Raw genomic sequence first — 25,038 nt, forward strand, 5'->3', positions numbered from 1 at the left:
GGTTGGGAGGATGCGTGCCGGTGATCAAGGCATTGCTGTGTTCCGTGACGGCCGTCCTGGTGCTGGGCACGGCCGGCGCCTGCAGCGGGGTGCCCGAGGCGGAGGTCGTCGAGGCGGACCGCGGCACGATCGGCATCGCGTTGCCGACCACCACGTCGCCGCGCTGGGTCGCCGACGGGGAGAGCATGGTGCGGCAGTTCGAACTGCTCGGCTACCGCACCGAACTGGTGTACGGCGAGGACGACGTCAAGGGGCAGATCAGCCAGCTCAGGGCCATGATCGCCAAGCGCGACCGGGCGCTGGTGATCGGCAGCATCGACGGCGGCGCGCTCAAGGACGTGCTCGCCGAGGCCGCCGCTGCGAAGATCCCGGTCATCGCGTACGACCGGCTCATCCGCGACACGGGCGACCTCGGCTACTACGCGACCTTCGACAACTTCCGGGTCGGCGTCATGCAGGCCGCCCACATCGTCGAGGCGTTGGACCTGGCCGAGGGCGGCGGCACCGACACCGTCGAGCTGTTCGCCGGGTCCGCCGACGACAACAACGCCACCTTCTTCTTCAACGGCGCGATGAGCGTGCTCCGGCCGTACCTGGACTCCGGCCGGCTCCGGGTGGTCAGCGGCGAGACCAGCTTCGCGAAGGTGGCCACCCAGCGCTGGGACGGGGCGGTGGCGAAGAAGCGCATGGAGCGCCTGCTCGCCGGGCCGCTCGCGGGCGAACGGCTGGACGCGGTGCTGTCGCCGTACGATGGCATTTCCCGGGGTGTTCTGGAGGCTCTGAAGGCTGCCGGCTACGGCAGCGCGCGGAAGTTGCCGGTCATCACCGGTCAGGACGCCGAGATCGATTCGGTGAAGCTGATCGCCGCGGGTGAGCAGAGCCAGACGGTCTACAAGGACACCCGGGAACTGGCCAAGGTGGCCGTGCAGATGACGAATTCCCTGCTGACCGGCGGCAAGCCCGAGGTCAACGACACCACCCAGTACGACAACGGCGTCAAGGTCGTTCCGGCGTTCCTGCTGCAGCCGGTGAACGTGGACAAGTCCAACTACCGGCGGGTGCTGGTCGACGGCGGGTATTACACCGCCGATCAGCTGTCGTCCAAATAGCGCAGAGTCGGGTGAGACGATGAGCAAGCGCACAGCGGCCCCTCTGCAACGCTTCCTGGATCTACCGGTCCGGGTCAAACTGACCACGCTCGTCGCGGCGAGCCTGATCGCGCTGGCGACCAGCCTGGCCGTGACCGTGTGGAACAACGCGACGGCGGCGGACGCCGCGCGGCAGCTACGCACCATCACCACGGCGAGCACCCTGGTCCTGCAGCTCGACCGGGAGGCGAGCGACCTCAAGGCCAACGGCCTCCAGGCGGTCGTCCGGGACGACCCGAAGCAGCAGGCGGCCGTGCTGCAGGGCCGCATCGACGTCACGAACGGCCTGATGGGCCAGCTGGAGAAGATCGAGCTGCCTTCCGGGCTCAAGGCGGCGGTGGAACGGATCAAGAGCGTGACGACCGACTACACCGCGACGCTCAAGCGGTTCGTCGACGGGGCCGCCGCCGACCCCGAGGGCGCCCGCCTGTCCTGGGAGCAGATCGGGGTCGACAACTATCTGATCAGCGCCGTCCTCAGCAACGAGCGGAAGCTGTTCTCCGACACCGTGGCCCGCACCGAGGCAGCGGCCGACGCCAGCCGGGACCGGGCCGAGCTGGTGCTCTGGCTCGCCGTCATCGTGGCCGCCGTCGTCGTGTGCCTCCTGGCGCGCCTCGTCGTCGTCTCCATCACCCGCCCCCTGCTCAGGGTCCGCGGCGCGCTCCAGGCGATGGCCGGCGGAGACCTGACGGTCGAGGCGGCGGTCAGCGGCCGCGACGAGGTCGGCCAGATGGCCCGTGCCCTCGACGACGCGCAGGCCAACATGCGCCGCGTCCTCTCCTCGGTCGCGGTCTCGGCGGAATCGGTCGCCGCGGCGGCGGAGGAGATGGCCTCGACGTCGCGCACGATGTCCACCTCCGCCGAGCAGGCCGCCGACCAGGCGCACGGCGCCTCCCTCGCCGCGGGCAGCGTCTCGGACAACGTGAACTCCGTCGCCAAGGGCACCCACGAGATGGGAGCGTCGATCCGCGACATCGCCCACAACGCCACCGAGGCGGCCCGGGTGGCAGCGCAGGCGGTCGGCGTGGCCGAGGCCACCACGACGCAGGTCGGCAAGCTGGGCGAGTCGTCGAGCGAGATCGCCACGATCATCAAGGTCATCACCAGCATCGCCGAGCAGACCAACCTGCTGGCCCTGAACGCCACCATCGAGGCCGCCCGGGCCGGCGAGATGGGCAAGGGCTTCGCCGTGGTCGCCGGCGAGGTGAAGGACCTCGCCCAGGAGACGGCGAAGGCCACCGACGACATCTCCCGCCGGGTGCAGGCCATCCAGGGCGACACGGCGGGTGCGGTGAGCGCGATCGGCGAGATCACGGCGGTGATCGCCCGGATCAACGACTACCAGACCATGATCGCCAGCGCGGTCGAGCAGCAGACGGCCACCACCGAGGAGATCAGCCGCAGCGTGGCCATGGCCGCCGGCGGCGCGGGCGACATCGCGAAGAACATCACCGGGGTCGCGACCGCCACCCAGGTCAGCACGGAGGGCATCGCGCAGTCCCGGCAGGCGGTCACCGAGCTCAGCACCATGGCCCACAACCTGCAGTCGCTGGTCAGCCACTTCCGGTTCTGAGCACCGGGTCAATCCTTACCGTCTTCTGACGGATGCCGCGGGACCCGTCCACGGTCGGGAGGGCCGACGTACCGCTGCCCGACGGCCGATCGAGGCCGTCGACGCCTCGATCCGCAGGAGGACCAGCGTGCGACTCCCCCGCCCTCGACAAGCACCGTGGCGATCGCGTCCGGCCCGGGCCGGCATCGCCGCCGCCGTACTGGCCGCGACCGGAGCCCTCACCGTCACCTTCGTGACCGGTGGCGGCAACGGCACCGCCGACGCGGCCACCGAACTGCGGCAGTTCGTGCCCATCGAAGCCGTACAGCCCAACGTCACCGTGCCGAGGAACCGCGCCGGCGCCTCCCGCGGGCGCTTCACCGTGGACTGCGGCACCAACGCCAACGGCAAGTTCAGCCCGGACAATCCGGTCGCGCAGCCGGGCATCAGGAACGGCGCCGAACACGTGCACGACTTCGTGGGCAACCTCGCCATCACCGCGAACTCGTCCGACGCCGACCTCGACGCCTCCGGCACCACCTGCCGCAACGGCGACAAGTCCTCGTACTTCTGGCCCGTGGTCCGCATCGACAGGTCGGTGCGGTCCGGCACGGACGTGCGCCGGGCCCTGGCCGCCACCACGCCCGTCGTGATGTGCCCGAGCGTGCGCGACCGGCTTCCCGCCGTGCCGGCCGGGGCCCGGGACGCGGTGCAGGCGCGGCTGCGCGAGCTCGACGCCGCGACCGCCCGGGCCAACGAGCGCGTGGCGGCCGGCCGGGGCCGCATCGACGCCGCCTCCAACGAGGAGGTGCTGTCGTCGCTGCGCACCGAACGGGCCCGCCTCATCAAGGACATCCGCGGCAGGATCGCCGGGCCCGGTTCGCTGGTCTCGCTGGTCGAGTGCGACGTGAGCTACGACGGGATGCACGCCGCCATGCGGCACACCGCCGCCGGCCTTCGGATCGTCGCGTCGCCCCAGGTGCGCTGCCCTGCCGTACGCGACAAGCTCCCGGGCGTCCCCACGCCGGCGCTCGCCGAGGTGAACCGCAACCTGACCGAGCTCGACCGGGAGATCGCCAGGGCCAACGAGCGGCTGGTGACGAGCGGCGGACAGGGGGGCGAGGGTTTCGTCGCGAACGCCGTCCTGGCACCGCTCAACGCCCGCCGCGCCGCCGTCCTGGACCGCATCGCGACGGCCATCGGCCGCCACGCCGACCGGCCGCGGAACCTCGGCGCCCTGGCCACCTGCACCGTCAGCGGCCGGAGCACCGCGCCCGCCCCCGCGCAGCCTTCGCCGCCGTCGCCCAGCGCCGCCGCGCCGCTGCCCGACCCGCAAGGGCCGGACCTCGAACTGCCCAACAACACCGGCGGCATCGTACGGCCGTCCTCCGTGCTCATCGAGTACCGCGGGAACGCCACCGGCAAGGTCGTACCGATGCCGAGGTTCCTGCGTGCCCTCACCGGCGACGCCAAGCCCACCAGCCGGGGCCCGGCCAACGCCCGCGCCGCCTGGACCTGCTCCGGCTTCGCCGACCGGCTCTCCGACCGGTACCCGATCTGCCCGGCCGGCCGGCAGGTGCAACGCGTCCACGACTTCCCGGGCTGCTGGGACGGCCGGAACACCGACAGCGCCGACCACCGCGGTCACGTCGCCTTCGCCGACCGGAACGGGGCCTGCCCCGCCGCCTTCGTGGCCATTCCCCAGCTGCGCATCACCATCTCGTACGCCATCCCCCGCGACGTCCAGCTCAAGGGCCAGTACGCCCTGGACTCCTTCCCCGAGGAGGACCACAACCCGTTCTCGGACCACGACGACTTCGTCAACGTCAACTCCGCCCGGGCCATGCAGCGGATCGCGGCCTGCATCAACAAGGGCCGCGTCTGCCGCTGACGGTGCGTCAGCCCACGGAGATCGCCGGGCCGGCCTCGGCCGGCCCGCGCTTCGCCCGCTGGATCTGCTCGTAGACGCGGGTCCGCAGCTCGGTGAAGCGGGGCAGGGCCCGGGTGGTGAGCTGATCGCGCTCCGGCGGGAGGTCGATCACGAGGTCCTCCCGCACCCGGGTCGGCGCGTGGGACAGCACGAGCACGCGCCGGCCCAGATACACCGACTCGTCGATGTCGTGCGTGACGAAGACCGTCGAGATTCCGCGGGTCAGGTGCAACTCGCGGACGAGGTCCTCGAGATCCGCGCGGGTCTGGGCGTCCACCGCGGCGAACGGCTCGTCCATGATGAGCACCTCGGGCCGGTACGCGATGGCGCGGGCGATCGCCACCCGCTGCTGCATCCCGCCGGAGAGCTGCCAGGGGTGGCTCCGCGCCGCGTGGGGCAGCCCGACCGCCTCCAGCGCGTCGCTGACCGTGCGGTCGCGTACGGCGCGGGAGAGTTTCTGATGGCGGAGCGGGAGCTCGACGTTGCCCCGTACCGTCAGCCAGGGGTAGAGGCTGCGGCCGTACTCCTGGAAGACCACCGCCATGGCCGGGCTCGGGCCCGTCACCGGCGATCCGTCCATCTCCACGACCCCGCTCGTGGGCCGGAGCAGTCCGGCCAGGCATTTGAGCAGGGTGGTCTTCCCGCAGCCGGAGGGGCCGACGATGCACACCAGCTCGCCGTGGTCCATCGTGAAACTGAGGTCCGCGACCGCCTCGACGTCACCCGTGGCGGAGGCGTAGACCTTCCGCAGGTGCTCGACCCGGAGCAGGGGGCTGCCGTCAGGCACGGGTGATCTCCTTCATTCCTTGGTACCAGCGCAGGACGCGACGCTCGACCAGGCCGAAGAGCACGGCGAGGAGGATGCCGATGAGACCGAGCAGGAGGATGCCGCTCCACATCTCGGCGATGAGGTAGTTCCGCTGGAAGTAGGCGATGCGGTAGCCGAGGCCGGAGGACGACGCGAACATCTCCGAGATCACCATGAGGATCAACGCCACCGAGAGCGCCTGCCGTACGCCGGTCATGATGCGCGGGGCCGCCGCCGGGAGCACCACGAACCGCAGTCGTTCCCACCGGGGGATCCGGTACGAGTCCGCGGTCTCCAGCATCACGCTGTCGGTCGCCCGTACGCCGTCGATCGTGTTCAGCAGGATCGGCCAGATCGCGCCGGACATGATGACGACGACCTTCATCGTGCCGGTGATGCCGAGCAGGAGCATCGCGACCGGGATCAGCACCGGCGGCGGGATCGCGCGGAAGAACTCCAGCAGGGGTCCGAGGGTCTCGCGGAGCCGGCGGAGCGAGCCGATCGCGATCCCGGCGGCCACGCCGAGCACGATCGACCCGGCGATGCCGAGGGCGAGCCGGAGCAGGCTCGGCAGCACGTCGTCGACGAACGCGGGGCCGATCCAGGTGCGCCGGAACGCGTCGAGGACGGCGAGCGGGCCGGCGAGGAACCGGTTGTCCGACCGGGCCGACCAGACGCCCCAGAGCACCACAGCCACCGCCGGAAGGCCGAGGGCGAAGAGGAGGTTCGCGGCGATCCTGAGCGCCGGGCGGCGGGCTGTCACGGGAGCTCCTCCGAGCGTACCGATTGGTGCCAGGCCAGCGAGCGGCGCTCGACGAGGCGGAACACGAGGTTCACCAGGAGGCCGAGGAGCCCGGTGACCACGACGAGGCCGTACAGCCCGACGGCGTCCCCGGCCGAGCGGGAGAGCTCGATCGAGCGTCCCAGGCCGGGGTTTCCGATCACCATCTCCGCGGTGACGGCCAGGATGAGGGCGACCGCCGCGGCGAGCCGCACCCCGGTCATCAGGTACGGCAGGGCGGTCGGCAGGACGAGGTACCGCAGGCGCTCGCGCCGGGTGAGGCCGAAGCTGCGCGCGGTGTCGCGGGCGACGGTGTCGACGTCCGCGACGCCGTAGATCACCTGCACGAAGACCTGCCAGAACGCGGCGTAGACGACGATGACCAGGGCGGCGCGCAGTTGCAGGCCGAACATCAGCACGGCGAGCGGGATCAGCGCCACCGACGGCACGGGCCGCAGAAACTCGACCGTCGTGTGCGTCGCGCGGCGCAGGAACGGCACGAGCCCGACCGCGGTGCCCAGGACGACCGCGGCGAGCGTGGCCAGCGCCAGACCGAGCGCCCACGCCGTCATGGTGAGCCGCAGCCGACGCCAGAACGCCAGGTCGCGGAACTCCTGCAAGAGCCGGGCGGCGACGTCCGTGGGGTACGGCAGATACTGCGGGTCGACCAGCCCCGTCGCGGGGATCAGGTGCCAGACGACGAGGAACCCGAGCAGGCCGGTCGCACCCAGCAGCACCTTGCGCATGGCCGGCTACTGCTGCTGGATGAGGCGGTCGAAGTCGGGTTGCCGGTCGAGGACCCGGTACTTGCGGGCCAGCGTCGCCAGCTGCTCCAGCCCGGCCCGGTCGAGCTGCCAGCCGAAGGCCGGGAGGCGTACGGAATCCGCGACCGGCTCCGGCAGCTTGAGGTTGTCCTTGATGGCCTGGCGCAGGCTCGCCTCGTTGGCGGGATCACCGGCCCAGGTGAGCGTCTCCTTCATCGCGGCGGAGAACTTGGTGACCAGCGCGGCGTCGGAGTCCTTCAGCTTGGCCGACGTGATCGTGGTGAGCGTCGCGAGGCCGGGGATCGTGGCCTGGTACGGCTCGACCACGACCCTGTCGCCCCTGCCCCGCAGCTGGGTGATGAACGGCTCGGTCACCCAGGCGGCGTCGATGTTGCCGGCCGCGAGCTGGGCCGGGGCGTCCGGGAAGGCGACCTCCACGAACTCGACCTTGGCGGGGTCGCCGCCGTCCTTCTCGACCGCCGCCATGATCGTGACATCGCCCGCCGCGCCGAGGCTGTTCACCGACACCTTGCGCCCCGCGAGCTGGGCGGGACGGGTGATGCCGGACTTCGCCGACGCCACCACGGCGTTGATGTCGTCACCGTCGGCATAGGACGACGCGTAGTTGCCGACGATCACGACGCCGAGGTTCTGCAGGTCGGCGCGGAACGGGCCGAACGGCTGCCCGATGGCGAAGTCGATGTCGCCGTTGATCAGCGCCGGGATGGCCTGCGCGCCGCCCTGCGCCGGCGAGACCTCCACGTCGAGCCCCTGTTTGCGGAAGATGCCGGCCTTGATGCCGCCCCACAGCGCGGCGGTCTCGCTGATGGGCAGCGCGGCGACGCGGACCTTGCGCAGGTCGCCGCTCGCGGCGGGAGAGCCGGTGGTGGCATCGGAATCCGTGCAGCCGGTGAGGGCGGCAGCGACGCCGACGATGACGGCGAGGGCAATGATCTTCTTCATGGCCGGCCCTTCCATGGGCGACGGTGGAGCACCGCGTTGCCCAGCGTCAAACAGAGCGCATCGATTGTCAAGAATGCAGTTCCGCCGGGTGTGGATTGCGTTTATCCGGGCGCCGGGAAACGCTTGACATAGCGACGCTTTTGTCACAAAACTGTGTCGTTGGTGGTCCGCGAGGCGGAAGGAACGACGACGTGGCGATCGTGATCGCGGGCGCCGGCATCGGTGGCCTCACCGCCGCCCTCAGCCTGCACCGGGCCGGATTCCGGGACATCACCGTGCACGAACGCGCGGCCGCCCTGCACCCGCTCGGCGTCGGGATCAATCTGCTTCCGCACGCCGTTCGGGAACTCACCGAACTCGGCCTCGGCGACCGCGTGGCGGCATTGGGCGCCGCGCCCGGAACGCTCGCCTACTACAACCGGCACGGTCAGCAGATCTGGAGCGAGCCGCGCGGACTGGACGCCGGATATCGCTGGCCGCAGCTCTCCGTGCACCGCGGCCGGTTCCAGATGGAACTGCTCGCCGCGGTCCGGGAACGGCTCGGGACGGACGCGGTGCACACCGGGCACCGGCTCCTCGGCGTCCACGACGGCGTCGCGCGCTTCGAGACGCCGGCCGGGGAGGTGGACGTCGCCGGGGATCTGATCGTCGGCGCGGACGGCATCCATTCGGCGCTGCGCCGGCAGCACCGGCCCGGCGAGGGGCCACCGGTCTGGAACGGGCTCACCCTGTGGCGGGGAACGGCGCGGGCGCCCGGCTTCCTCGACGGCCGGACCATGATCATGGCCGGGGACGCGGAACAGAAGTTCGTCGCGTACCCGATCGGCCCGGACCTGATCAATGTCGTCGCCGAGCGGCGCGGTCCCGGTTTCGCCGGGCCCCACGCCGACTGGAACCGCGCGGTCGACCCGGCGCCGGTCATCGCGCTCTTCCGGGAATGGCGCTTCCCGTGGCTCGACGTGCCGCGGTTGCTCGGCGCCGTGGACGAGGTCCTCGAATACCCCATGGTGGACCGGGATCCGATCGACCGATGGACCCACGGCACCACGACACTGCTCGGGGACGCGGCCCACCCGATGTATCCGAACGGCTCGAACGGGGCGTCGCAGGCGATCCTGGACGCCCGCACCCTCGCCTTCCACCTCGCCACCGCACCGGACCTCGGCCGGGCCCTCGACGCCTACGAGGCGGACCGCCGCCCGGCGACCACCGCCCTCGTGCTGAGCAATCGGCGGCAGGGGCCGGAACACGTGATGGTGCTCGCCCACGAACGCGCACCGGCCGGGTTCGAGAACATCGACGACGTCATCCCGCCGGACGAGCTCACCGAGATCGCCACCGGCTACAAGAGGGCGGCCGGCTTCCTGCCCTCCGCCCTCAACGAACGCGCCTCCCTGACACCCACGGTTTTCTCGGGCATCCTGCCGTGACCCGCCCGCACGCGACGGACCTGGACGCGGCCCGGCTGGCCTCGGTCATCTCACCTCTGCGCCGCACCCTGCTCGCCGCCGCCCGCGCCGCGGAACACCTGCCCGAGATCCCGGACGCCCAGATCGAGATCGTCCGGGCCCTTCCCCGCGGCACGACGGCCGGCCCCGGCGAACTCGCCGAGCGGCTCCGCCTGAGCCGCTCGACGGTCAGCAACCTGCTCACCGCCATGGAAGCCAACGGTCTCGTCCGGCGCCGCCCCCGCCCCGGCAACCACCGCCACGTCGACGTCCTCGCCACCGAGAAGGCCCTCGACCTGTTCGACCGCTTCGACCTCGCGAGCGGCACCCTGGTCGCCCGCGCCGCAGCCGTCCTGTCCGATGTGGACCGTGCTGCCCTCGCCGCCGCGGTGCCCGCCCTGGAACGCCTGCGCGACGCCCTGACCCGGACCGAGGACCAGCCATGAGTACGCCGCCGCAGCCGCCGGCGGTCCCCGGCCTGGAGGCCGCGTTCGAGGTGCAGGCCCGGATCGGGCCGCTGGAGGACCACGGGGTGACCCGCGCCGGCCACCGCCGCGTCGTCCCGATCCTCGGCGGCCGGGTCACCGGCGCCTTCGAGGCGGAGATCCTGCCCGGCGGCGCCGACTGGCAGCTGGTCCGCCCCGACGGCACGATCGAGATCGACACCCGCTACTCGGCCCGCACCGCCGGGGGCGGCCACGTCTACATCCGTACGTCCGGCGTCCGCAGCGGCCGCCCGGAGATCCTCGAGTCCCTGCTGCGCGGCGACGCGGTCGACCCGTCGGAGTACTACTTCCGCCTCGGCGTCCGGCTGGAGACCTCGGTGCCGGCGCTGGCCGCCCTGGAGCAGAGCATCTTCGTGGCGTCCGCGATCCGCGAGGCCGGCCGCGTGCGCTACCTCGCCTACCGCGTCACCTGACCCGCGACCACCGTCGCACCCCGCGGGCCGTTGTTGACGCAGTCGAGCCAGTCGTCGTCGATGCCGAGGTGGACGGGAACCTCCTGGGTCCGGGAACCGGAGGTGGCACGGATGCGCAGGACGTACTCCGACTCCTCCGGGATCTCCGGCATCCACGCCGAGGCGGCACCCAGCGCGACGTGCCCGTCCGACCGGCCGGGCGGGATGACCGGGCCCTCGGTCGCGTCGGATCCCGGCGGGGCGTCGAGGAGCCTGATGTGCATGTCCTGGGTCCAGGTGCCGTCGACGAACACGTAGAAGTAGATGATCCGCCCGAGGTCGGTGGGCGTACAGAAGCGCTGGTGCAGGTCCATCAGCTGCCACGTGGCCGGCGGCGGGCCGGCCTTCGCGGCGGTGGGCGGGCTCGCGGTCACCGTCAGCGCCAGTCCGGCCAGGACGCCGAGGACTGAGCGGGCAACGAGTCGAGATCTGGTCACGATTGCCTCCCGGGACGAGCGTGCGACATGTCGGCGATCACGCGGAACCTCCGCGAACACGCACGGGACCACGCAGAGCCGAACGTAACCCACGATTCTCAGCCCGTTTTCAGAGCGGACGACCACGGGCCCGGCCGGGCCCGGACGGCGACGTAGAGGCGGGCGTGCTGGGAACCGGCCGCGGCGGCGGGCGCGGGGGCTCGATGGTTCCCTCTGCCGGGATCGATTGTGCGGTCAGCCTTGGTTCGCCGGATCCCCCGCGCTGCCCCCGTTTCCGACTGTTCCACGCCGACCGGCCGCCGCCCGCCTATGTCCTGAGGCAGAGGCCGGATTCCGACTCCGGCCCGATCCGCCGGCGGCCGCGCGGCGACAGAATCTCCCCATGCCCGCAACGGAGTACCACCGCCTCGCCCGTACGCCCCACCACCGCTGGTGGCGCACCCTCCTCGGCACCCTGTTCGTGCTCGCCGGGGGCACCGTCATCGCCGTGGCCGGCTACCTCGCCGTCACCGTGGCCGCGGCTCTCTCCGGGCGGCCCGACAACGCCGACGGGCTGCCCAGCTTCGGCGAGCGCGCCGACCTGGCCGTCATGTTCCTCACCATCGCGGTGCTGCTCCCGCTGACGCTGCTGGCCGCGCGGTGGATCCAGCGACGCCCGGCCGGCACGCTGTCGTCGGTGACCGGCCGGCTGCGGTGGCGGTGGCTGCTCACCCTGCTGCCGGTCGCGCTGGCCGCGATCGCCGCGCTCTACGTGGGCGGCACGGCGCTGATCGCGCTGACCGGCGCGGAGGACACCGGCCTCGGCGACCCGCTGGCCGGCTGGGGCCCGTTCGCGCTGTCCATGCTGATCCTGGTCGCGGTGGTGCCGCTGCAGGCCGCCGCCGAGGAGTACGTCACCCGCGGCTGGCTGCTGCAGGCGGTGGGAGCGTCCTTCCGCCGCCCGTGGGTGCCGATCGCCGTGCAGGCCCTCGTCTTCGCCGCGGCGCACGGCTGGGGAACACCGTGGGGCTTCGCCGACCTGTTCGCCTTCGGCGCGGTGATGGGATGGCTGACCGTACGCACCGGCGGCCTCGAGGCGGCGATCGCCCTGCACGTCGTCAACAACCTGCTCAGCGCCGGGATGGCAGCCGCGTTCGACCAGCTCACCGTCACCACGACGGCCGCCGACATGCCCTGGCAGCTCGCCGCCGCCGACGCGCTGGTGCTGGCCGCGTACGCCCTGATCGTCGTGCGGCTCGCCGACCGCTGGGGCCTGACCACGGTGTGGATCCCCGCCCTGGCATCCCCGCCGGCCCTCGCCGCCGCGGTGCCCGGCCGACCCCACGACGTCGGCCGCCGCCGGCCCCAGCATGTGGCGCCGACAAGCGAACGATTCCGGCCGGCGGGCCACTGTGGAGCTCCGCTGCCGAACGCAGCGGCCGAGTCAACGCCGTCGTGAACCCGCCGCCCGGACCATGCGGATCTCCCGTACGCCGTCCTCGGTCTGTGTCGCCCCGTCGGCAACGAAGCCGTGCTTGCGGTAGAACCGCTGGGCGCGAGGATTGGGATCGGCGACCCACAGCGCCGCCGGCTCCGCGGGCTCGATGACGGCCCGCAGCAACGCCCGCCCGGCACCCGTGCCGTGCGCGGCCGCCACGACATACAGCACAGACAACTGACGTACCCACTGCACCGCACCGTCCAGCGGCGGAACCGACATCGCGATCCCGATCAACCGGTCTCCCCGCTGGGCCACCGCCGTCCGATTCCCGCGGTAACGCTCGTCGGTCAGGACAGCGGTCCAGAACCGCTCTCGAGCGGCGGGGAGGCCCGGATCATCGAGCACCGCGTCCGGCATGAGCCCCCGATAGGTCTCCTGCCAGCACCGGACATGCACCCGGGCCATCCGGGTGGCGTCCTCGGCTCGGGCCGGACGCACGGTCAACGGGAAGTCCACCGCCGAATCGTAGGCAGCCCCACGACCTCCGTCGCACCGAATTTCCGCCGGGCCCGGACGCCCGGGACACCGTGAGCCGGATCCCGGGGGCACGGCGGATTCCGTGGGCCTGATCGCCGGCTCGACGTCCCGCGCCCTCATCGACCACGCCGACCGTCCCGTCACGGTGGTGCCCGGTCACGAAATCCGTCCTGAATAGACGCTCATCGAGGGAAGGTTGTCGGACCCGGACGGTAGGGTCGGCGTCCGCACGGCAACACCGTTGACCCTTCGACTCTTTCCCATGGTGGGTGACTGATGGATACGTCGGACCTGAATCTGTTCCTGCTCGCGGTGATCGCCCGCACCCGTGAGTATTCCGACGTTGCCTTCTCGCCAGGTCACTACGATCAGCAGAACTTCGTCCACATCACGGCCATGGCCTGTGGCTGGGCACCCGCCGGCGGCTGCGCGGCCAGTCTCGCCACCCTCGAGGAGAGTGATCTCAAGCCCGGGCAGCGCACCTACGTTCCGGAGATCCGGCAGCGGGCGCAGGCCCTGCACTCCGCCGTCGCCGCGCTGGAGAGCGCCGGGGCGGACCACGACCGGCTGGCCGCGGCGGGGCGAACGGTGATCGAATCCCTGCCGCGGGACAATTCCGGCATTTCCATCGACAAAGACCTCTGGCTGACGGTCTACCAGGGAGTTCTTGTCCGCACGGAGCAGCTTCTGGCCGCGCAGCCGACTGCCGTGCGGCAGGACCTGTTCGACATGTTGACGGTGCCGGCGGCGGAGTTCCAGGTTCGGGACAGGCTGCTCGTCGCCGTGATGTCGGCCGGGGGCATCGACGGTTCCGCCTGGCTGGACCGCCTCGGCGACCACACCTATCTCCGCTTCAAGGGCATGAGGCCGATCCGTCGATGGACCGGTGAGATCATCCGGGCGGGCGGTCCCGACGGTCGCGCACACCCGGCGGCGCTGGCGACGTGGCGCCGGTCGGTGCTCGAGGAGTGCGTCAGCAGCGAGGGCGACGCGGAGTTCCGGATGTGGCCCACGCCCAACGTCGGCGAGCCATGGGCCGACTGCGTCTTCTCGGACATCGAGGCGATGCCCGGGGAAGCGCGGACCGCCTGGCAGGCCCTTCTCGCCCACTGCGCCGGCGAGAAGACCAGGGCACGGCCGGCGGCACGCTGGCTCAAGACCGGCGGGGCCTTGCTCGACGCGGTCGGGGTGGACGCGTTCACCGACCGGTTCGACGACTGGATCTCGCTGGTGGGCCTGGACCGCAGCCTCCCCCTGCGCGGATCCTGGGAGTGCTGCGAGCGGCACTTCACCGAGGAGCCGCAGCATGCGATGGACCGGGTCAACGTGGGCCTGCTGGTCGGCCTGCTGTGGATCCGGGCGACCTGCCCGCCGTCCGAGGACCTCGTGCGCGGCCTCGCTACGGTCGCCGAGCGGGCGACCAGGAAGGTTCCCGGGGTGGGGCCGGCGAGCCCGAAGCTGGCCAACCAGGCGGCGACGCTGCTCGCCGACAGCGACCATCCCGCGGCCCTCCAGCAGTTGGTCCGGCTGGCAGAGGCGCTGGATTACCAGAGGACGCTGAACATCGTCGAGGACGGGCTGAACAAGCGGGCCGCGGAGTTGGGCGTCACCAGGGACGAGCTCGAAGAGACAGCGCGGGCGGAGGGGGCGTAGCACGCTCAGGCCCGGGTCGGCACCCGGCGGGTCATGCGGTGGCCTCCAGGGCGTAGGCGGAGGTGGGAAGGGTCGTTCGGACGACGAATCGGCCGCCGGCGGCCGGCTCGGCGGTGACGGTGCCGCCGACCGCCGCGGCCCGCTCCCGCATCCCGAGGAGGCCGAAGCCTGACACGCCGCGGCGCGGTAGTCCGACGCGGTTCGTGACCTCGATCGTCAGCTCCTGAGGGCCGTACGTGACGGTCAGCCGCGCGCTGCCGTCGCCGTACCGGTGCGCGTTGGTCAGGGCCTCCTGGGCGATGCGGTAGGCCGCCTGGTCGACCATCGCCGGCAGGTCCCGCCGGTCGCCCTCGACCCGGCTCTCGACCCGGAAGCCGGTCATCGTCAGGCCGGCGACCAGGTCGTCGAGGCGGCTGAGACTCGGGCTGGGCTCGACGTTGCGGCGGTCGCCGTGATCGCGCAGGACGCCGATGACGGACCTCATCTCGCGGAGCACGTTGTCGGACGCCTGCCGGATCACCTCCAGCACCGGCCCGGCCTTCTCCGGGTGCTGTTCGACGACGTGCCCGGCCGCCCCGGCCTGGACGTTCATCACCGCGATGTGGTGCGCGACGACGTCGTGGAGCTCTCGGGCGATGCGCAGCCGCTCGTCCATCGCCCGCCGGCGGGCCTCCTCCTCGCGGGTCTGCTCGGCCTGCCGGAGGCGTTCGGTGGTCTCGTCGAGCAGGGCCCGGCGGTTGCGGACCGCGTCGCCGAGGGCGCCGGTGCCGCAGACCCAGGCGAACAGGCTCGCGACGGTCCACACGTCCAGCGCCGGCGCCGGCCGGGCGAGCAGTCCGGCGGCGAGCAGCAGCACACCGGCGCCGACGGCATACAGCCACGAGTGGCGATGGCGGGTGTGCAGCATCGCGTGGTACGTGACCAGACCGAGCAACAGCAGGAACGTCAGCGAGGAGTGTCCGATCACGACGGTGGCGGCCAGGGCCACCGTCACGGCCACCATCGCGGGCACCGGCCACCGGTGGCGGGCGAGAACAGCGGCGGCGGCGAGAACGGCGACGACGAGGCGCCGGACAGCCGGGCCTTCCTCGTTGTTCAGGGCGACCGTCACGGCGGCGCCGACCACCGCCAGTTCGAGCACCCGGCCGCGCCAGACGTTTGCTGATCTCACCGGACCACCGTATGCCCCGGCGGGAGCGCTCATCGTCGTCCGGCGGCAGTACCCGGCCGCCGGGGGTTACTGCGTCCGCAGTACCCGCTGCCTGCGAGGGAACGTCGCCTACGTGCGGAAGATCCCGGCCGTCGCCATCGTCACGCGCCGGCGCGCCATGGCCCGGTCGTCGCCGAACCGGTCGATGCCCCAGGACAGGGCGAGGACCAGTTCGAACACCTCGTCCGCGGTGATCTCGTCCGGCACCTGACCGGCCGCCCTGGCCGCGTCCAGCAGGACGCCGACGCGCTCCACCAGAGGCGCGTTGGCCGCGTGCAACGGCGACGTGTCGTCGTCGTGGGCGGCGGCCAGGCAGACCGGCAGGTCGTGCCAGATCCGCAACCCCCAGCTCACCCGGACCAGCCATTCGGCGAGGGCCTCCGACGGCGGCATCGTGCGGGACAGGTCGTCGGCCTCGGCCAGCGCCGCGCCGAAGAAGCCCTCGATGACGGCGGACAGCAGCGCGTCCCGGGTCGGGAAGTTCCGGTAGAGGGTGGCGTTCCCGACGCCTGCCCGCAGGGCGATCGCGTCCAGCGAGGCGAACACCCCTTCCGCTTCGAACGTCTCCCGCGCTGCCGCCAGGATCGCTTCGCGATTGCGGCGGGCGTCGGCGCGCTGCGGACGTACTCCGGCCAACACCACTCCTCGTTGACTAAGTGGGGATTGTCCCCACATACTTTTCCGGGGACAGCCCCCACTTATCGAAGGAGTATACGTTGAGCTACGACGACCTGGCCGGCCTGCGCATCTCGGTGGCGGACGGCGTCGCCACCGTCACCCTCGACCACCCGCCGCTGAACCTGATGGACGGCGTGCTGCTCCCGTCGCTGCGCGGCTTCGTCGACCGGGTGCGCCACGACACCGACGTCCGCGTCGTGGTCTTCGACAGCGCCGACCCGGAGTTCTTCAGCGCGCACGGCGACATGGCGTACCTCACCGACCCCGACGCGCTGCCCGCCGCCACCGCCGCCGCGATCGCCGCCGCGCCGGATGCGCCGATCCCCGACGGCATGAACATCCTCGAGGCGATGAGCGATGAGGTGCGCACGCTGCCGCAGATCACCATCGGCAAGATCGCCGGCTTCGCCCGCGGCGCCGGCAACGAGTTCCTCATGTATCTCGACCTGCGCTTCGCCGCGATCGGCCGGTCCGGCCAGGCCCAGCCCGAGGCCGCGATGCAGATCCTCCCCGGCGGCGCCGGCACGGTGAACATGGCCCGCCTGCTCGGCCGCCCCCGCGCCCTGGAGATCCTGCTCGGCGGCGAACTGGTCGGCGCCGAACTGGCCGAACGCTACGGCCTGGTCAACCGAGCCCTGCCCGCCGACGAGCTCGACGCCTTCGTCGACCGGCTGGCACGGCGGATCGCCCGCCTCCGCCCCGAGGTCATCGCCGCCGTGAAGAACACCGTCGAAACCATCACCCCCAAGATCCCCCACCACGCGTACGCCGTGGAGAACGCGGCCCTGTTCTCCCTCTTCACCGAGGACATGGTCGAGTCGGCGCACCGGCAACTCGCCGCCGGCGTGCAGACCCGCGAGGGCGAACGCGACCTGGAACGCATCCTCGACAGCCTCTGACCGGCCAGGGCCCGACTGACGGGCCCGACCTCCGATCTCTCAGCGGCGCCCCTCCCCGGGACGCGCTCGACGGCCGGGCATCAGGCGCCGGCGTGCCGGTCGCCGGCGCGCGGGTCGCCGTCCCGGACGGTCGGCGGCCCGGCGAAGGCGGTTCTGCGGCGGTACGACAGGAGGCCGAAGAAGCCGGCGAAGAAGCCGCTGGCCAGGCCCGACATCGCGTGATGGGCGGCGTTGACGGTGGGGCCGTGCGGCATGCCGACGAGCGTGTAGTTGACCAGGGCGCTCATCACCGCCCCGAGCAGGCCGCCGTGCAGGCCGGCCAGCAGGGAGACGCGTACGGCGGACGGTGGGCTTTTGATGGCGGTGGACATGGTGCTCCTTTGGCTGTGGCCGGCGTCGGTTCACGGCGAACGCCGGTGCGTAGGTGCCGACTCAGCCGGCGATCCAGCTCCCGTGGAAGCCGAGCGGGATGCGGACGGGGAGGTGCACCGTGGCGATCGGATCGCCGGTGAAGTCCTGCGCGGACAGGATCACCAGGTCCGCGGCGCCCCGGTCGGGGTTGTTGACGTAGGCGAGCACGTAACCGTCGTCCTCCTGCTCGCCCGCGGGGATGAAGAGCGGTTCACCCACGTACGCCTTGCGCCCCATCCGCCGCGTCTCGCACGTACCGCGTTCCAGGTCGTGCTTGATCAGGGTGTTGTCGAACGCCTCGTCGGGCATGTCCGCCAGCTCGGTGTCCCCGGGGTAGAAGACGTCCTCCACGTCGAGCGTGGCGGCGGTGTAGCCGTAGCGGTACGGCAGGCCGGTGCGACGCTCGTCCATCCGCGGGAACTCCTGCGCCCGGTCGTCCAGACGCGTCTGCGTCACGCTGCCGGTACGCAGGTTGACGCGCCAGCGGTCGAGAGTGGGCGCACCCCCGAGCCCCAGCCGGCCATCCACGAAACGCTTGGGGTAGCGCACCACGTCCACGACCACCTCGTCACCGTCCTCGTACGCGTTGAGCGTGTGGAACACCCAGCAGGGCTCGACCTCGAACCAGCGCACCTCACCGGTGTCACGCGAGACGAGGCCGAGCCGCGCGCCGTGTGCCTCGTTCCACGCGACCGGCAGCGGCGACCCCTTCCGGGCGTGCGCCATGCTGAACGTCACCGGCAGGTCGTAGATCACGACGTACCGCTCGGTGAGCGCGAAGTCGTGCACCATCGGCGCGTCGGGGACCGGGATCTTCCTGACCTGCGTCACGACGCCACCGGGGTCGATGACGATGTGCTGGTGGTGGTCCCATCCCCAGAAGTTCGCGATCGCGTGCAGCTCGCCGCTGACCGGGTCGAGGTGGGCATGGCCGGTGTAGCCGCCGGGCAGTCCGCCGCCGAAGTCGCACGCGCCGATCGTCTCGAGTTCATAGCCGAGCTCGTACGGCAGCGCTCCCCCTTCCTGCGTCGCGAACGTCCGCCCGGCCAGGCCGATCACGTGGGTGTTGGGCGCCAGGTCGAGGCCCGCGTGCACCGGTCCCGGACGTGGTTCCTCGCCGAGCCGCCGGGCGACGCCGGCGCTGCGTACCCACCGGTTGCGGTACCACTCGGCGCGGCCGTCGCGCAGCCGCAGGCCGTGCACCATGCCGTCGCCGGTGAGCAGGTGGGCGGCGGCCGGGTCGTCGAGGCCGAGCGGGTTGGGGCCGTTACGCAGGTAGCGGCCGTTCAGCTCGGCCGGGATCCGGCCGGTGACCGCCAGGTCGAAGGCCGTGACCTCCTCGGTGACGGGGGTGAAGCCGCCGGTGAACGGGGTGGTGGTCATGTGGTCGTCCTCTCGCCTGCCTCGGGTCGTGGTCCGGCCGGGGTCGGCCGTGGTGTCGCGGTGAGAAACGGCGTGAGCAGCGAGGTGCACAGCAGCCGGTAGCGCGCGGACGCGTCGGCCTCCTCGAAATAGCTCATGATCTCCAGGCTCACGGCGCCGTGGGCGGCCATCCACAGCATGTCGGCGATCTCCGCCGCCGTGCCGCCGGCGAGCTCCCCCGCCTCCAGGCACGCCGCCACGCCGGCCACGAGCAGCTCGAACGTGTGCTTGACCGCTCCGATCGCCTCCTCCCCCGCCCGGAAACCGGGCAGGGCGCCCAGGAACATGACGCGGTAGTAGTCCGGCTCGGCCAGTGCGTACGCCCGGTACGCGTCCAGCACGACGGTCAGCCGGCCGAGCGGATCCCCGCCGCGTGGCACCGCCAGCAGCCGTTGCTCGAGCCGCGCGAAGCCCTCGAGCCACAGGGCCTCGCTGAGGCCGTCCTTCCCGCCGAACATCGTGTAGATGACCTTCGTCGAGCAGCCGGCCTCGGACGAGATCCGCCGTACGGTCAGCGCCGCCGACCCTTCGCCGATGAGCAGATTCCTGGCCGCGTCGAGAATCGCGGCCCTGACGACGCTCTGCCCTTCGCGCTGGGCCCGTTGGTACGAAGAGCTCACGGTAACGCCGTTTCTTCTCGGTAACACTGTTACCGATCTTTCTACGCCATCGGCCGCCGCCCGTCAACGGCCCGGGCGATTGACACCTTAACTTTGTTCAGCCATGCTGGCCGCGCCCTTGAACTTAGTTAAGTCACCGCTTCTCACCGGCCTGTTCGGCGGAAGGGAGAACCATGCGGAAGTGGGCTCCGATAGCCGCGATGCTGCGCTGGGTGACGGGAACCGCGCCGGCCCCTTCCGGCCCGCCGCCGCGACGGCGGTGCCTGCCGCGTACCCGGCACCCGGGCAGCACCCCGGCCACGCCGCAGAATGCTGCGGCCTGGGGCGCGTGGACCAGGCCGCCGCACCGGACCGGCGGCTGCCGGCGCCCCGCCGGCGGCCGTCCCGTTGCCCGCCGGCCCTGAGGGATCCGACGGTGACGGGCGTGGCCCGCCCGTGGAGGGCGGGCCACCGGCGTTCCGGCCCATCGCTACATGTGGGCGGCGGGCCGGGCTCCCCCGACGACCGGCAGTGGACCCGAGCGCAGCAACAGGGCGCTGAGCAACGCGCCGGCGACGAAGAACGCCGCGGCCCACGAGAACGCGGTCACGTAGCTGTCGATGCTCGCCGTCGCCATCACCTCGGGGGTGAGGGCCCGGCCGGCCAGGGAGTCGGTGAGGGCCGTGGCGGCGACGCTGCTGAGCACCGCGGTGCCGACCGAACCACCGATCTGCTGGGCCGTGTTCACCAGTGCCGAGGCCACGCCGGCGTCGACCGCGCCGACCCCGGACGTGCCGGCGGTCATGGCCGAGGCCAGGGCCAGCCCGATGCCCACGCCCATCACCAGCAGGGGGCCCAGCACGCTGCCCGCGTACCGGGAACCGACGTCCAGGTGGGTCAGCCAGAGCAGACCGGCGGCGCCGATCAGGAAGCCGGCCGGCACCAGCGGGCGGGGACCGACCCGCGGCAGGATCACGCTGCTGGCCAGGGTGGCGACGACCGACAGCGCGCCGATCATCGGCAGGAACGCGACGCCGCTGCGGATCGGCGAGAAACCGAGGTTCTGCTGCAGGTAGTAGGTGAGGAACAGGAACACGGCGAACATGCCGACGCCGAGGATCAGGACGGTGAGCAACGCCCCGCTGCGGGTGCGGTCGAGCAGGACGCGCAGCGGGATCAGCGGATGGCCGGCGCGAGCCTCGACGGCCACGAAGACGGTCAGCAGGACCGCCGCGGCGGTGAGCCAGCCCCAGACGGCGGAGTCGCTCCAGTCGTGGGTCTCGGCGTTGGCGAAGCCGTAGACGAGGGCGAACAGTCCGGAGGAGACGAGCAGCGTGCCCGGAAGGTCGAGGGGTTGCCGCGGGCCGGCGGTGCGCTGGTGGTGCAGCAGCAGCGCTCCCCCGGCCGTGGCTGCCACCGCGATGACCACGTTGACGTACAGGCACCAGCGCCAGTCGAGGTAATCGGTGAGTACGCCGCCGAGCAGCAGGCCGACGGCACCGCCGGCCCCGGCGATCGCGCCGTAGATTCCGAACGCCTTACCCCGCTCCCTGGCGTCGGTGAAGGTCGTGGTGAGCAGCGACAGGACGGCCGGGGCGAGCAGCGCCCCGAAGACGCCCTGCACCGCGCGGGCGGTCACCAGCACCTCCAGCCCCTGGGCGGCTCCGCCGGCCGCGGAGGCCAGCGCGAATCCGGTCAGGCCGATCAGCAGGATCTTCTTGCGGCCGATCAGGTCACCCACCCTGCCGCCGAGCGGCAGCAGGGCGCCGAAGGCGAGGGCGTACGCGGTGACGATCCACTGTCGAGCGTCGTTGGAGAAGCCCAGGTCCCGCTGGGCGGAGGGCAGTGCGATGTTCACGATCGTCGCGTCCAGCACCACCATCAGCTGGGCCAGGCCGAGCACGCCGAGGATGAGCCAGCGCCGGGTGTGATGGGGATCGGGTTGCGCGGCGGGAACCGCGGAAGCCGGTCGGGTTCGGGTCGTCATGGCGAATCCCTTCGTCGCGGGAACCTCCCGCGGTCCGGGTAAGCGTAGAGCCAAGTTGAGATCTTGTCTCCACTTGGAGATGACTTCTCAACTTGTGCTAGTGTGACGCTCATGACGCGCCCCCTGCGCCGCGACGCCGAGCGCAACCGGCAACGGATTCTCGAGGCCGCCCACGAGGTGTTCGCGGCCCGCGGCCTGGACGTGACCCTCGACGACATCGCGCACCACGCCGACGTCGCGGTCGGTACGGTCTACCGCCGGTTCCCGAGCCGCGAACACCTGGTGGAGGCCCTGTTCGAGACCGGCCTCGACCAGATCGCCGGCTGGGCGCGGGAGGCCCTGGACGAGCCGGACCCCTGGACGGGGCTGACCGGCTTTCTCGATCGGGCACTGGAGATGATGGCGACCGACCGGGGCGTCCAGGACGTGTTGTTCAGTCGCGCCTACGGGCATGACCGGGTCGCCCAGGCGCGCGACCGCATGGCCCCCCTGATGGACGCCCTGGTCACCCGGTGCCAGGAGGCCGGCGTCGTCCGGAAGGACGTGGCCGGCGGCGATCTGGCCCTGATCCAGTTCATGCTCGGCGCGGTGATCGAGTACACCCAGCAGACCGAACCCGGCCTCTGGCGGCGCTATCTGACCCTCTTCCTCGACGGCCTGCGCACGCCGTCGACGCCGCTGCCGGTCGGCTTTCCCGACGCCGGCAAGCAGATCGAGATCGCCAGCCGCTGGAAGCCGCCGCGCCGGCAGGTCACCCGCGACTGAACCGGCCGGCGTCAGCCGTCCAGGCCGGCGGCGATTCCTTCGAGGAGAATGCGCAACTGGCGTTCGAACCGCTTGTCGCCGCGGTCGCGCGCCTCTTCGGCCGCCTTGACCAGGGGTGCCGTCTCACCGAGCCCGTCGAGGGAGAGCCGGGCCTCGCCGGCCTCGGCCGACTGCCGGTGCTTCTGCTCCTCGACGACGAAGCCGACGACGAACGCGGTGACCAGGTCGAGGGCGTCGGCGGCACCGGCGATGTCGAACCCGGCAGCGGTCAACTGAGCCAGCACCGGCTCCTGGGCCCGGAGCACCTCGGCGTCGGTGAGCCGGGCAGCGCTGAAGGTGCGGGCCCCGTCGCGGTGAAGCAGGTACTCCGACCGCAGGGCGTGAGCCAGGGCGGACAGGCCGTCGCGCCAGCCCGTGCCGAGGGAAGACTCCGACAACGCCTGGGCGACCCGGCGGTGGACCACCGTACCCATCTCATCGAGCATTTCCTGCTTGTCCCGCATGTGCCAGTAGAGCGCCGGGGCGCGGACATCCAGCCGGGCGGCGAGCGCGCGCACGGTGAGGCCACCGATGCCCTGCTCATCGAGCACGTCGAGGGCCGCCGCAACGATCTGGTCCTTGGTGATGCCCTTAGCCATGGCGGCAGCCTAACCGCGCCGGATCCCAGCCTTGACACTTTAACTTAGTTAAGGCACCGTGGACGCCAGTTGAACTTAGTTAAGGAGAACCGTATGCGTGCGGCAGTCATCACCCACCCCGACACCCCACCCGTCTGCGCCGAGTTCCCCGAGCCGGAGGGCCGGCCCGGCCAGGAGCCGCTGCGCCTGGTCGGCGCCGGCATCCACAACGTCGTGCGGGGCATCGCCTCCGGCCGCCACTACGAGAGCACGAACCGGTATCCGCTCGTCCCGGGCATCGACGCCGTCGCGCGCACCCGCGACGGCCGCCTGGTGTACACCGGCTTCGCCCACGCGCCGTGGGGCACCCTGGCCGAGCGGATGATCACCCCGTTCGGCCTGGACGTGCCGGAACACGCCGATCCGCTGGCGGTCGCGGCCGGGATCAACGCGGGCACCTCGGGCTGGTTCCCGCTCGTCGATCGGCGCCGGGAGACCGGCGCCCTCGGCACCGTGCTGGTTCTGGGTGCGACCGGCATGTCGGGCAGCATGGCGGTGCAGGCGGCGGTCGCCCTGGGCGCCGCCCGGGTCGTCGCGGCGGGGCGCGACCCCGAGGCGCTGGAGTGGCTGCGCCGGTGCGGCGCCACCACCGTGTCGATCGCTGACCCCGACCCGGACGCCCTGGCCGCCACCCTCGCCCCGGTCGTCGCCGAGACGCCGCCCTCGCTCGTGCTGGACTACCTGTGGGGGCCGGTCGCCGAGGCGGCCCTGACCGCGCTGGGCGCCACGGGCCGGGGCGACGGCACGAGCATCGGCTACGTCCAGATCGGTTCCCTGGCCGGCGAACATGCCTCGGTGTCCGCGTCCCTGCTGCGCAGCCGGAGGATCCGGCTCACCGGCAGCGGCGCCGGCTCCGTCCCGAAGGAGCGGATGCTCGCGGAGATCCCCGACATCATCGCCCTGATCGCCGACGGGCGCCTGCGGGCGCCCTACACCGCCTACCCGCTCAGCGAGATCGAGAAGGCGTGGGCGCACCGGGGCCGGGACCGCGCCGTCGTCGTCCCGGACTGACCGGCGAGGAATTCGCGCGGCGCCGCCGGATGGGACCGGCCTCGACCGGTCCCATCCGGCGTCAGAGACCTTTCAGGACACGAGCGAGGGCCGACCGGCCGAGGGGCCCCCAGTGCGGCTTGCCGCCGGGCAGGCCGCGGTCCCCGTTGCGGCCCATCAGCATCAGGAACAGGCACTTCATCGCGGCCAGCCCGCGGGCCCGCCGGACCGTGGCGTCGTCCACCCGGCCGTAGCCCTCGAAGAACCGCGCGGCACCTCCCTCGGGCAGCAGGAGCCAGGCGGCCGCGAGATCCCACGCCGGGTCGCCGGCGAAGAGCGCACCGAAGTCGACGATGCCCGCCAGCGTGCCGCCGGCGACGACGACGTTCGCGGGGTGCAGGTCGCCGTGCACCCAGACCCGCGGGCCCGGCCAGGCGGGGGTCGCCGCCGCGGCGTCCCACACGGCCCGGACGTCGTCCTCGGCGACGCCGGCGACGCCGAGGTCCACGGCCGCCAGGAAGTGCTCGAAGCCGGCCCGGGACCGCGCCGGGTGGGTGCCGAAGTCCGAGGCACCCGGCGCCTCGGCCGGCGCCTCCACGTGCAGCGCCCTGAGGAACACCGCCAGCGTGTCGGCGGCGTGGTCGCCACGGTCGATCGTGGCGTGGTCCAGCGGCGTGCCGTCGACCCACGTCATGACCGTCCACATCTTCGGGAAGCGCGCGGACGGCCTGCCGTCGCGCACCGGGGCGGGGATCGGCAGCGGCAGGCGTGGGGCCAGGACGGGCAGCCAGCGGCGCTCCTTGAGCTGTGGATCGGGGCTGTCGTCCCTGCGCTGCAGCCGGACGACGAGGTCGTCGCCGAGCCGCCACATCTGGTTCCCCCAGCCGCCCGGGACCTCGCGGAGGGGCCGGTCGGCCAGGTCCGGGTGCTGTTCCCGCAGCAGGTCGCGGACCAGAACTTCACTGACGTCCATGTCGGATTCGATCACGGGCAGTCACGGT

Annotated in this window: 25 protein-coding genes; 11 read left to right on the forward strand and 14 right to left on the reverse strand. The window is 72.1% G+C overall.

What is annotated here, in order from left to right:
* The first annotated feature begins 20 nt into the window (after positions 1-20).
* The 3 genes from chvE (at position 21) to CLV70_RS11200 (ending at position 4,591) form a co-directional block, all read left to right on the forward strand.
* Complete coding sequence (chvE, locus tag CLV70_RS11190) at positions 21-1,109, forward strand: multiple monosaccharide ABC transporter substrate-binding protein (protein ID WP_245908162.1); 1,089 nt, start codon at positions 21-23, stop codon at positions 1,107-1,109.
* 19 nt (positions 1,110-1,128) lie between these two features.
* Complete coding sequence (locus CLV70_RS11195; protein ID WP_106126348.1) at positions 1,129-2,721, forward strand: methyl-accepting chemotaxis protein; 1,593 nt, start codon at positions 1,129-1,131, stop codon at positions 2,719-2,721.
* 127 nt (positions 2,722-2,848) lie between these two features.
* A complete protein-coding gene (locus tag CLV70_RS11200; RefSeq protein WP_106126349.1) occupies positions 2,849-4,591 on the forward strand; it encodes a DUF1996 domain-containing protein in 1,743 nt (580 codons plus the stop codon).
* Between the two features lie 7 nt (positions 4,592-4,598).
* Here the strand turns inward: CLV70_RS11200 and CLV70_RS11205 are convergent, their stop codons facing one another.
* The 4 genes from CLV70_RS11205 to CLV70_RS11220 are packed head-to-tail and all read right to left on the reverse strand — an operon-like array spanning position 4,599 to position 7,946.
* Positions 4,599-5,417, reverse strand: a complete 819-nt coding sequence (locus tag CLV70_RS11205) for an ABC transporter ATP-binding protein (RefSeq protein WP_106126350.1) — start codon at positions 5,415-5,417, stop codon at positions 4,599-4,601.
* Entirely contained in the window at positions 5,410-6,201 is a 792-nt protein-coding gene (locus CLV70_RS11210; protein WP_245908163.1) for an ABC transporter permease, read from the reverse strand. The genes CLV70_RS11205 and CLV70_RS11210 overlap by 8 nt, the downstream gene beginning before the upstream one ends.
* Positions 6,198-6,965 carry an ABC transporter permease gene (locus CLV70_RS11215; protein ID WP_106126351.1) on the reverse strand — a complete coding sequence of 256 codons (768 nt, stop codon included), beginning with the start codon at positions 6,963-6,965 and terminating at the stop codon, positions 6,198-6,200. Before CLV70_RS11215 ends, CLV70_RS11210 begins: the two co-directional genes overlap by 4 nt.
* A 6-nt stretch (positions 6,966-6,971) precedes the next feature.
* The gene (locus CLV70_RS11220) at positions 6,972-7,946 is read right to left on the reverse strand and encodes an ABC transporter substrate-binding protein (protein ID WP_106126352.1); all 975 of its coding nucleotides are present in this window, start codon (positions 7,944-7,946) and stop codon (positions 6,972-6,974) included.
* Positions 7,947-8,137: 191 nt separating this feature from the next.
* Here CLV70_RS11220 and CLV70_RS11225 point away from each other — a divergent pair, with 191 nt between their 5' ends.
* The 3 genes from CLV70_RS11225 to CLV70_RS11235 are packed head-to-tail and all read left to right on the forward strand — an operon-like array spanning position 8,138 to position 10,313.
* Positions 8,138-9,376: a flavin-dependent oxidoreductase gene (locus tag CLV70_RS11225; RefSeq protein WP_106126353.1), complete on the forward strand. Its 1,239-nt coding sequence runs from the start codon at positions 8,138-8,140 to the stop codon at positions 9,374-9,376.
* Positions 9,373-9,840 carry a MarR family winged helix-turn-helix transcriptional regulator gene (locus CLV70_RS11230; protein ID WP_211303731.1) on the forward strand — a complete coding sequence of 156 codons (468 nt, stop codon included), beginning with the start codon at positions 9,373-9,375 and terminating at the stop codon, positions 9,838-9,840. Before CLV70_RS11225 ends, CLV70_RS11230 begins: the two co-directional genes overlap by 4 nt.
* On the forward strand, positions 9,837-10,313 hold the full coding sequence (locus tag CLV70_RS11235; protein WP_106126354.1) for a DUF3237 domain-containing protein: 477 nt from the start codon (positions 9,837-9,839) through the stop codon (positions 10,311-10,313). Before CLV70_RS11230 ends, CLV70_RS11235 begins: the two co-directional genes overlap by 4 nt.
* Here the strand turns inward: CLV70_RS11235 and CLV70_RS11240 are convergent.
* Positions 10,298-10,789 carry a DUF5980 family protein gene (locus CLV70_RS11240; protein ID WP_146164027.1) on the reverse strand — a complete coding sequence of 164 codons (492 nt, stop codon included), beginning with the start codon at positions 10,787-10,789 and terminating at the stop codon, positions 10,298-10,300. The two genes, CLV70_RS11235 and CLV70_RS11240, sit on opposite strands and share 16 nt — an antisense overlap.
* 382 nt (positions 10,790-11,171) lie before the next feature.
* On the opposite strand from CLV70_RS11240, the gene CLV70_RS11245 reads away from it, so the two are divergent.
* A complete protein-coding gene (locus tag CLV70_RS11245; RefSeq protein ID WP_106126356.1) occupies positions 11,172-12,227 on the forward strand; it encodes a CPBP family intramembrane glutamic endopeptidase in 1,056 nt (351 codons plus the stop codon).
* Here CLV70_RS11245 and CLV70_RS11250 read toward each other — a convergent pair.
* Positions 12,213-12,725, reverse strand: coding sequence for a GNAT family N-acetyltransferase (locus tag CLV70_RS11250; RefSeq protein WP_245908164.1), 513 nt, complete (start codon positions 12,723-12,725; stop codon positions 12,213-12,215). The two genes, CLV70_RS11245 and CLV70_RS11250, sit on opposite strands and share 15 nt — an antisense overlap.
* 297 nt (positions 12,726-13,022) lie before the next feature.
* Here CLV70_RS11250 and CLV70_RS11255 point away from each other — a divergent pair, with 297 nt between their 5' ends.
* Positions 13,023-14,399, forward strand: coding sequence for a hypothetical protein (locus CLV70_RS11255; protein ID WP_106126357.1), 1,377 nt, complete (start codon positions 13,023-13,025; stop codon positions 14,397-14,399).
* A gap of 31 nt (positions 14,400-14,430) precedes the next feature.
* On the opposite strand, the gene CLV70_RS11260 is transcribed toward CLV70_RS11255, so the two are convergent.
* Complete coding sequence (locus CLV70_RS11260; RefSeq protein ID WP_146164028.1) at positions 14,431-15,570, reverse strand: sensor histidine kinase; 1,140 nt, start codon at positions 15,568-15,570, stop codon at positions 14,431-14,433.
* Positions 15,571-15,678: 108 nt separating this feature from the next.
* Positions 15,679-16,245, reverse strand: coding sequence for a TetR/AcrR family transcriptional regulator (locus CLV70_RS11265; protein ID WP_245908165.1), 567 nt, complete (start codon positions 16,243-16,245; stop codon positions 15,679-15,681).
* An 80-nt stretch (positions 16,246-16,325) separates the two neighbouring features.
* Here CLV70_RS11265 and CLV70_RS11270 point away from each other — a divergent pair, with 80 nt between their 5' ends.
* Complete coding sequence (locus tag CLV70_RS11270; protein ID WP_106126360.1) at positions 16,326-17,186, forward strand: enoyl-CoA hydratase/isomerase family protein; 861 nt, start codon at positions 16,326-16,328, stop codon at positions 17,184-17,186.
* Between the two features lie 80 nt (positions 17,187-17,266).
* On the opposite strand, the gene CLV70_RS11275 is transcribed toward CLV70_RS11270, so the two are convergent.
* The 4 genes from CLV70_RS11275 to CLV70_RS11290 form a co-directional block, all read right to left on the reverse strand.
* On the reverse strand, positions 17,267-17,557 hold the full coding sequence (locus tag CLV70_RS11275) for a hypothetical protein (protein WP_106126361.1): 291 nt from the start codon (positions 17,555-17,557) through the stop codon (positions 17,267-17,269).
* Positions 17,558-17,618: 61 nt separating this feature from the next.
* Positions 17,619-18,980: a carotenoid oxygenase family protein gene (locus CLV70_RS11280; RefSeq protein ID WP_106126362.1), complete on the reverse strand. Its 1,362-nt coding sequence runs from the start codon at positions 18,978-18,980 to the stop codon at positions 17,619-17,621.
* Positions 18,977-19,639 (reverse strand): TetR/AcrR family transcriptional regulator, encoded by a 663-nt coding sequence (locus CLV70_RS11285; RefSeq protein ID WP_106126363.1) that lies wholly within the window; start codon positions 19,637-19,639, stop codon positions 18,977-18,979. Before CLV70_RS11285 ends, CLV70_RS11280 begins: the two co-directional genes overlap by 4 nt.
* A 469-nt stretch (positions 19,640-20,108) precedes the next feature.
* Positions 20,109-21,605 (reverse strand): MFS transporter, encoded by a 1,497-nt coding sequence (locus CLV70_RS11290; RefSeq protein ID WP_106126364.1) that lies wholly within the window; start codon positions 21,603-21,605, stop codon positions 20,109-20,111.
* A gap of 111 nt (positions 21,606-21,716) precedes the next feature.
* Here CLV70_RS11290 and CLV70_RS11295 point away from each other — a divergent pair, with 111 nt between their 5' ends.
* The gene (locus CLV70_RS11295; RefSeq protein ID WP_106126365.1) at positions 21,717-22,370 is read left to right on the forward strand and encodes a TetR/AcrR family transcriptional regulator; all 654 of its coding nucleotides are present in this window, start codon (positions 21,717-21,719) and stop codon (positions 22,368-22,370) included.
* An 11-nt stretch (positions 22,371-22,381) separates the two neighbouring features.
* Here CLV70_RS11295 and CLV70_RS11300 read toward each other — a convergent pair whose 3' ends face one another.
* Positions 22,382-23,008, reverse strand: a complete 627-nt coding sequence (locus CLV70_RS11300; protein WP_106126366.1) for a TetR/AcrR family transcriptional regulator C-terminal domain-containing protein — start codon at positions 23,006-23,008, stop codon at positions 22,382-22,384.
* Between the two features lie 93 nt (positions 23,009-23,101).
* Between CLV70_RS11300 and CLV70_RS11305 the strand changes: the two genes are divergently transcribed.
* Positions 23,102-24,058 carry a quinone oxidoreductase family protein gene (locus CLV70_RS11305; RefSeq protein ID WP_146164029.1) on the forward strand — a complete coding sequence of 319 codons (957 nt, stop codon included), beginning with the start codon at positions 23,102-23,104 and terminating at the stop codon, positions 24,056-24,058.
* Between the two features lie 61 nt (positions 24,059-24,119).
* Here the strand turns inward: CLV70_RS11305 and CLV70_RS11310 are convergent, their stop codons facing one another.
* Positions 24,120-25,025, reverse strand: coding sequence for an aminoglycoside phosphotransferase family protein (locus CLV70_RS11310; RefSeq protein WP_106126367.1), 906 nt, complete (start codon positions 25,023-25,025; stop codon positions 24,120-24,122).
* Positions 25,026-25,038 lie beyond the last annotated feature (13 nt).

The organism is Pseudosporangium ferrugineum, from assembly GCF_003002065.1.
Taxonomy (GTDB): domain Bacteria; phylum Actinomycetota; class Actinomycetes; order Mycobacteriales; family Micromonosporaceae; genus Actinoplanes; species Actinoplanes ferrugineus_A.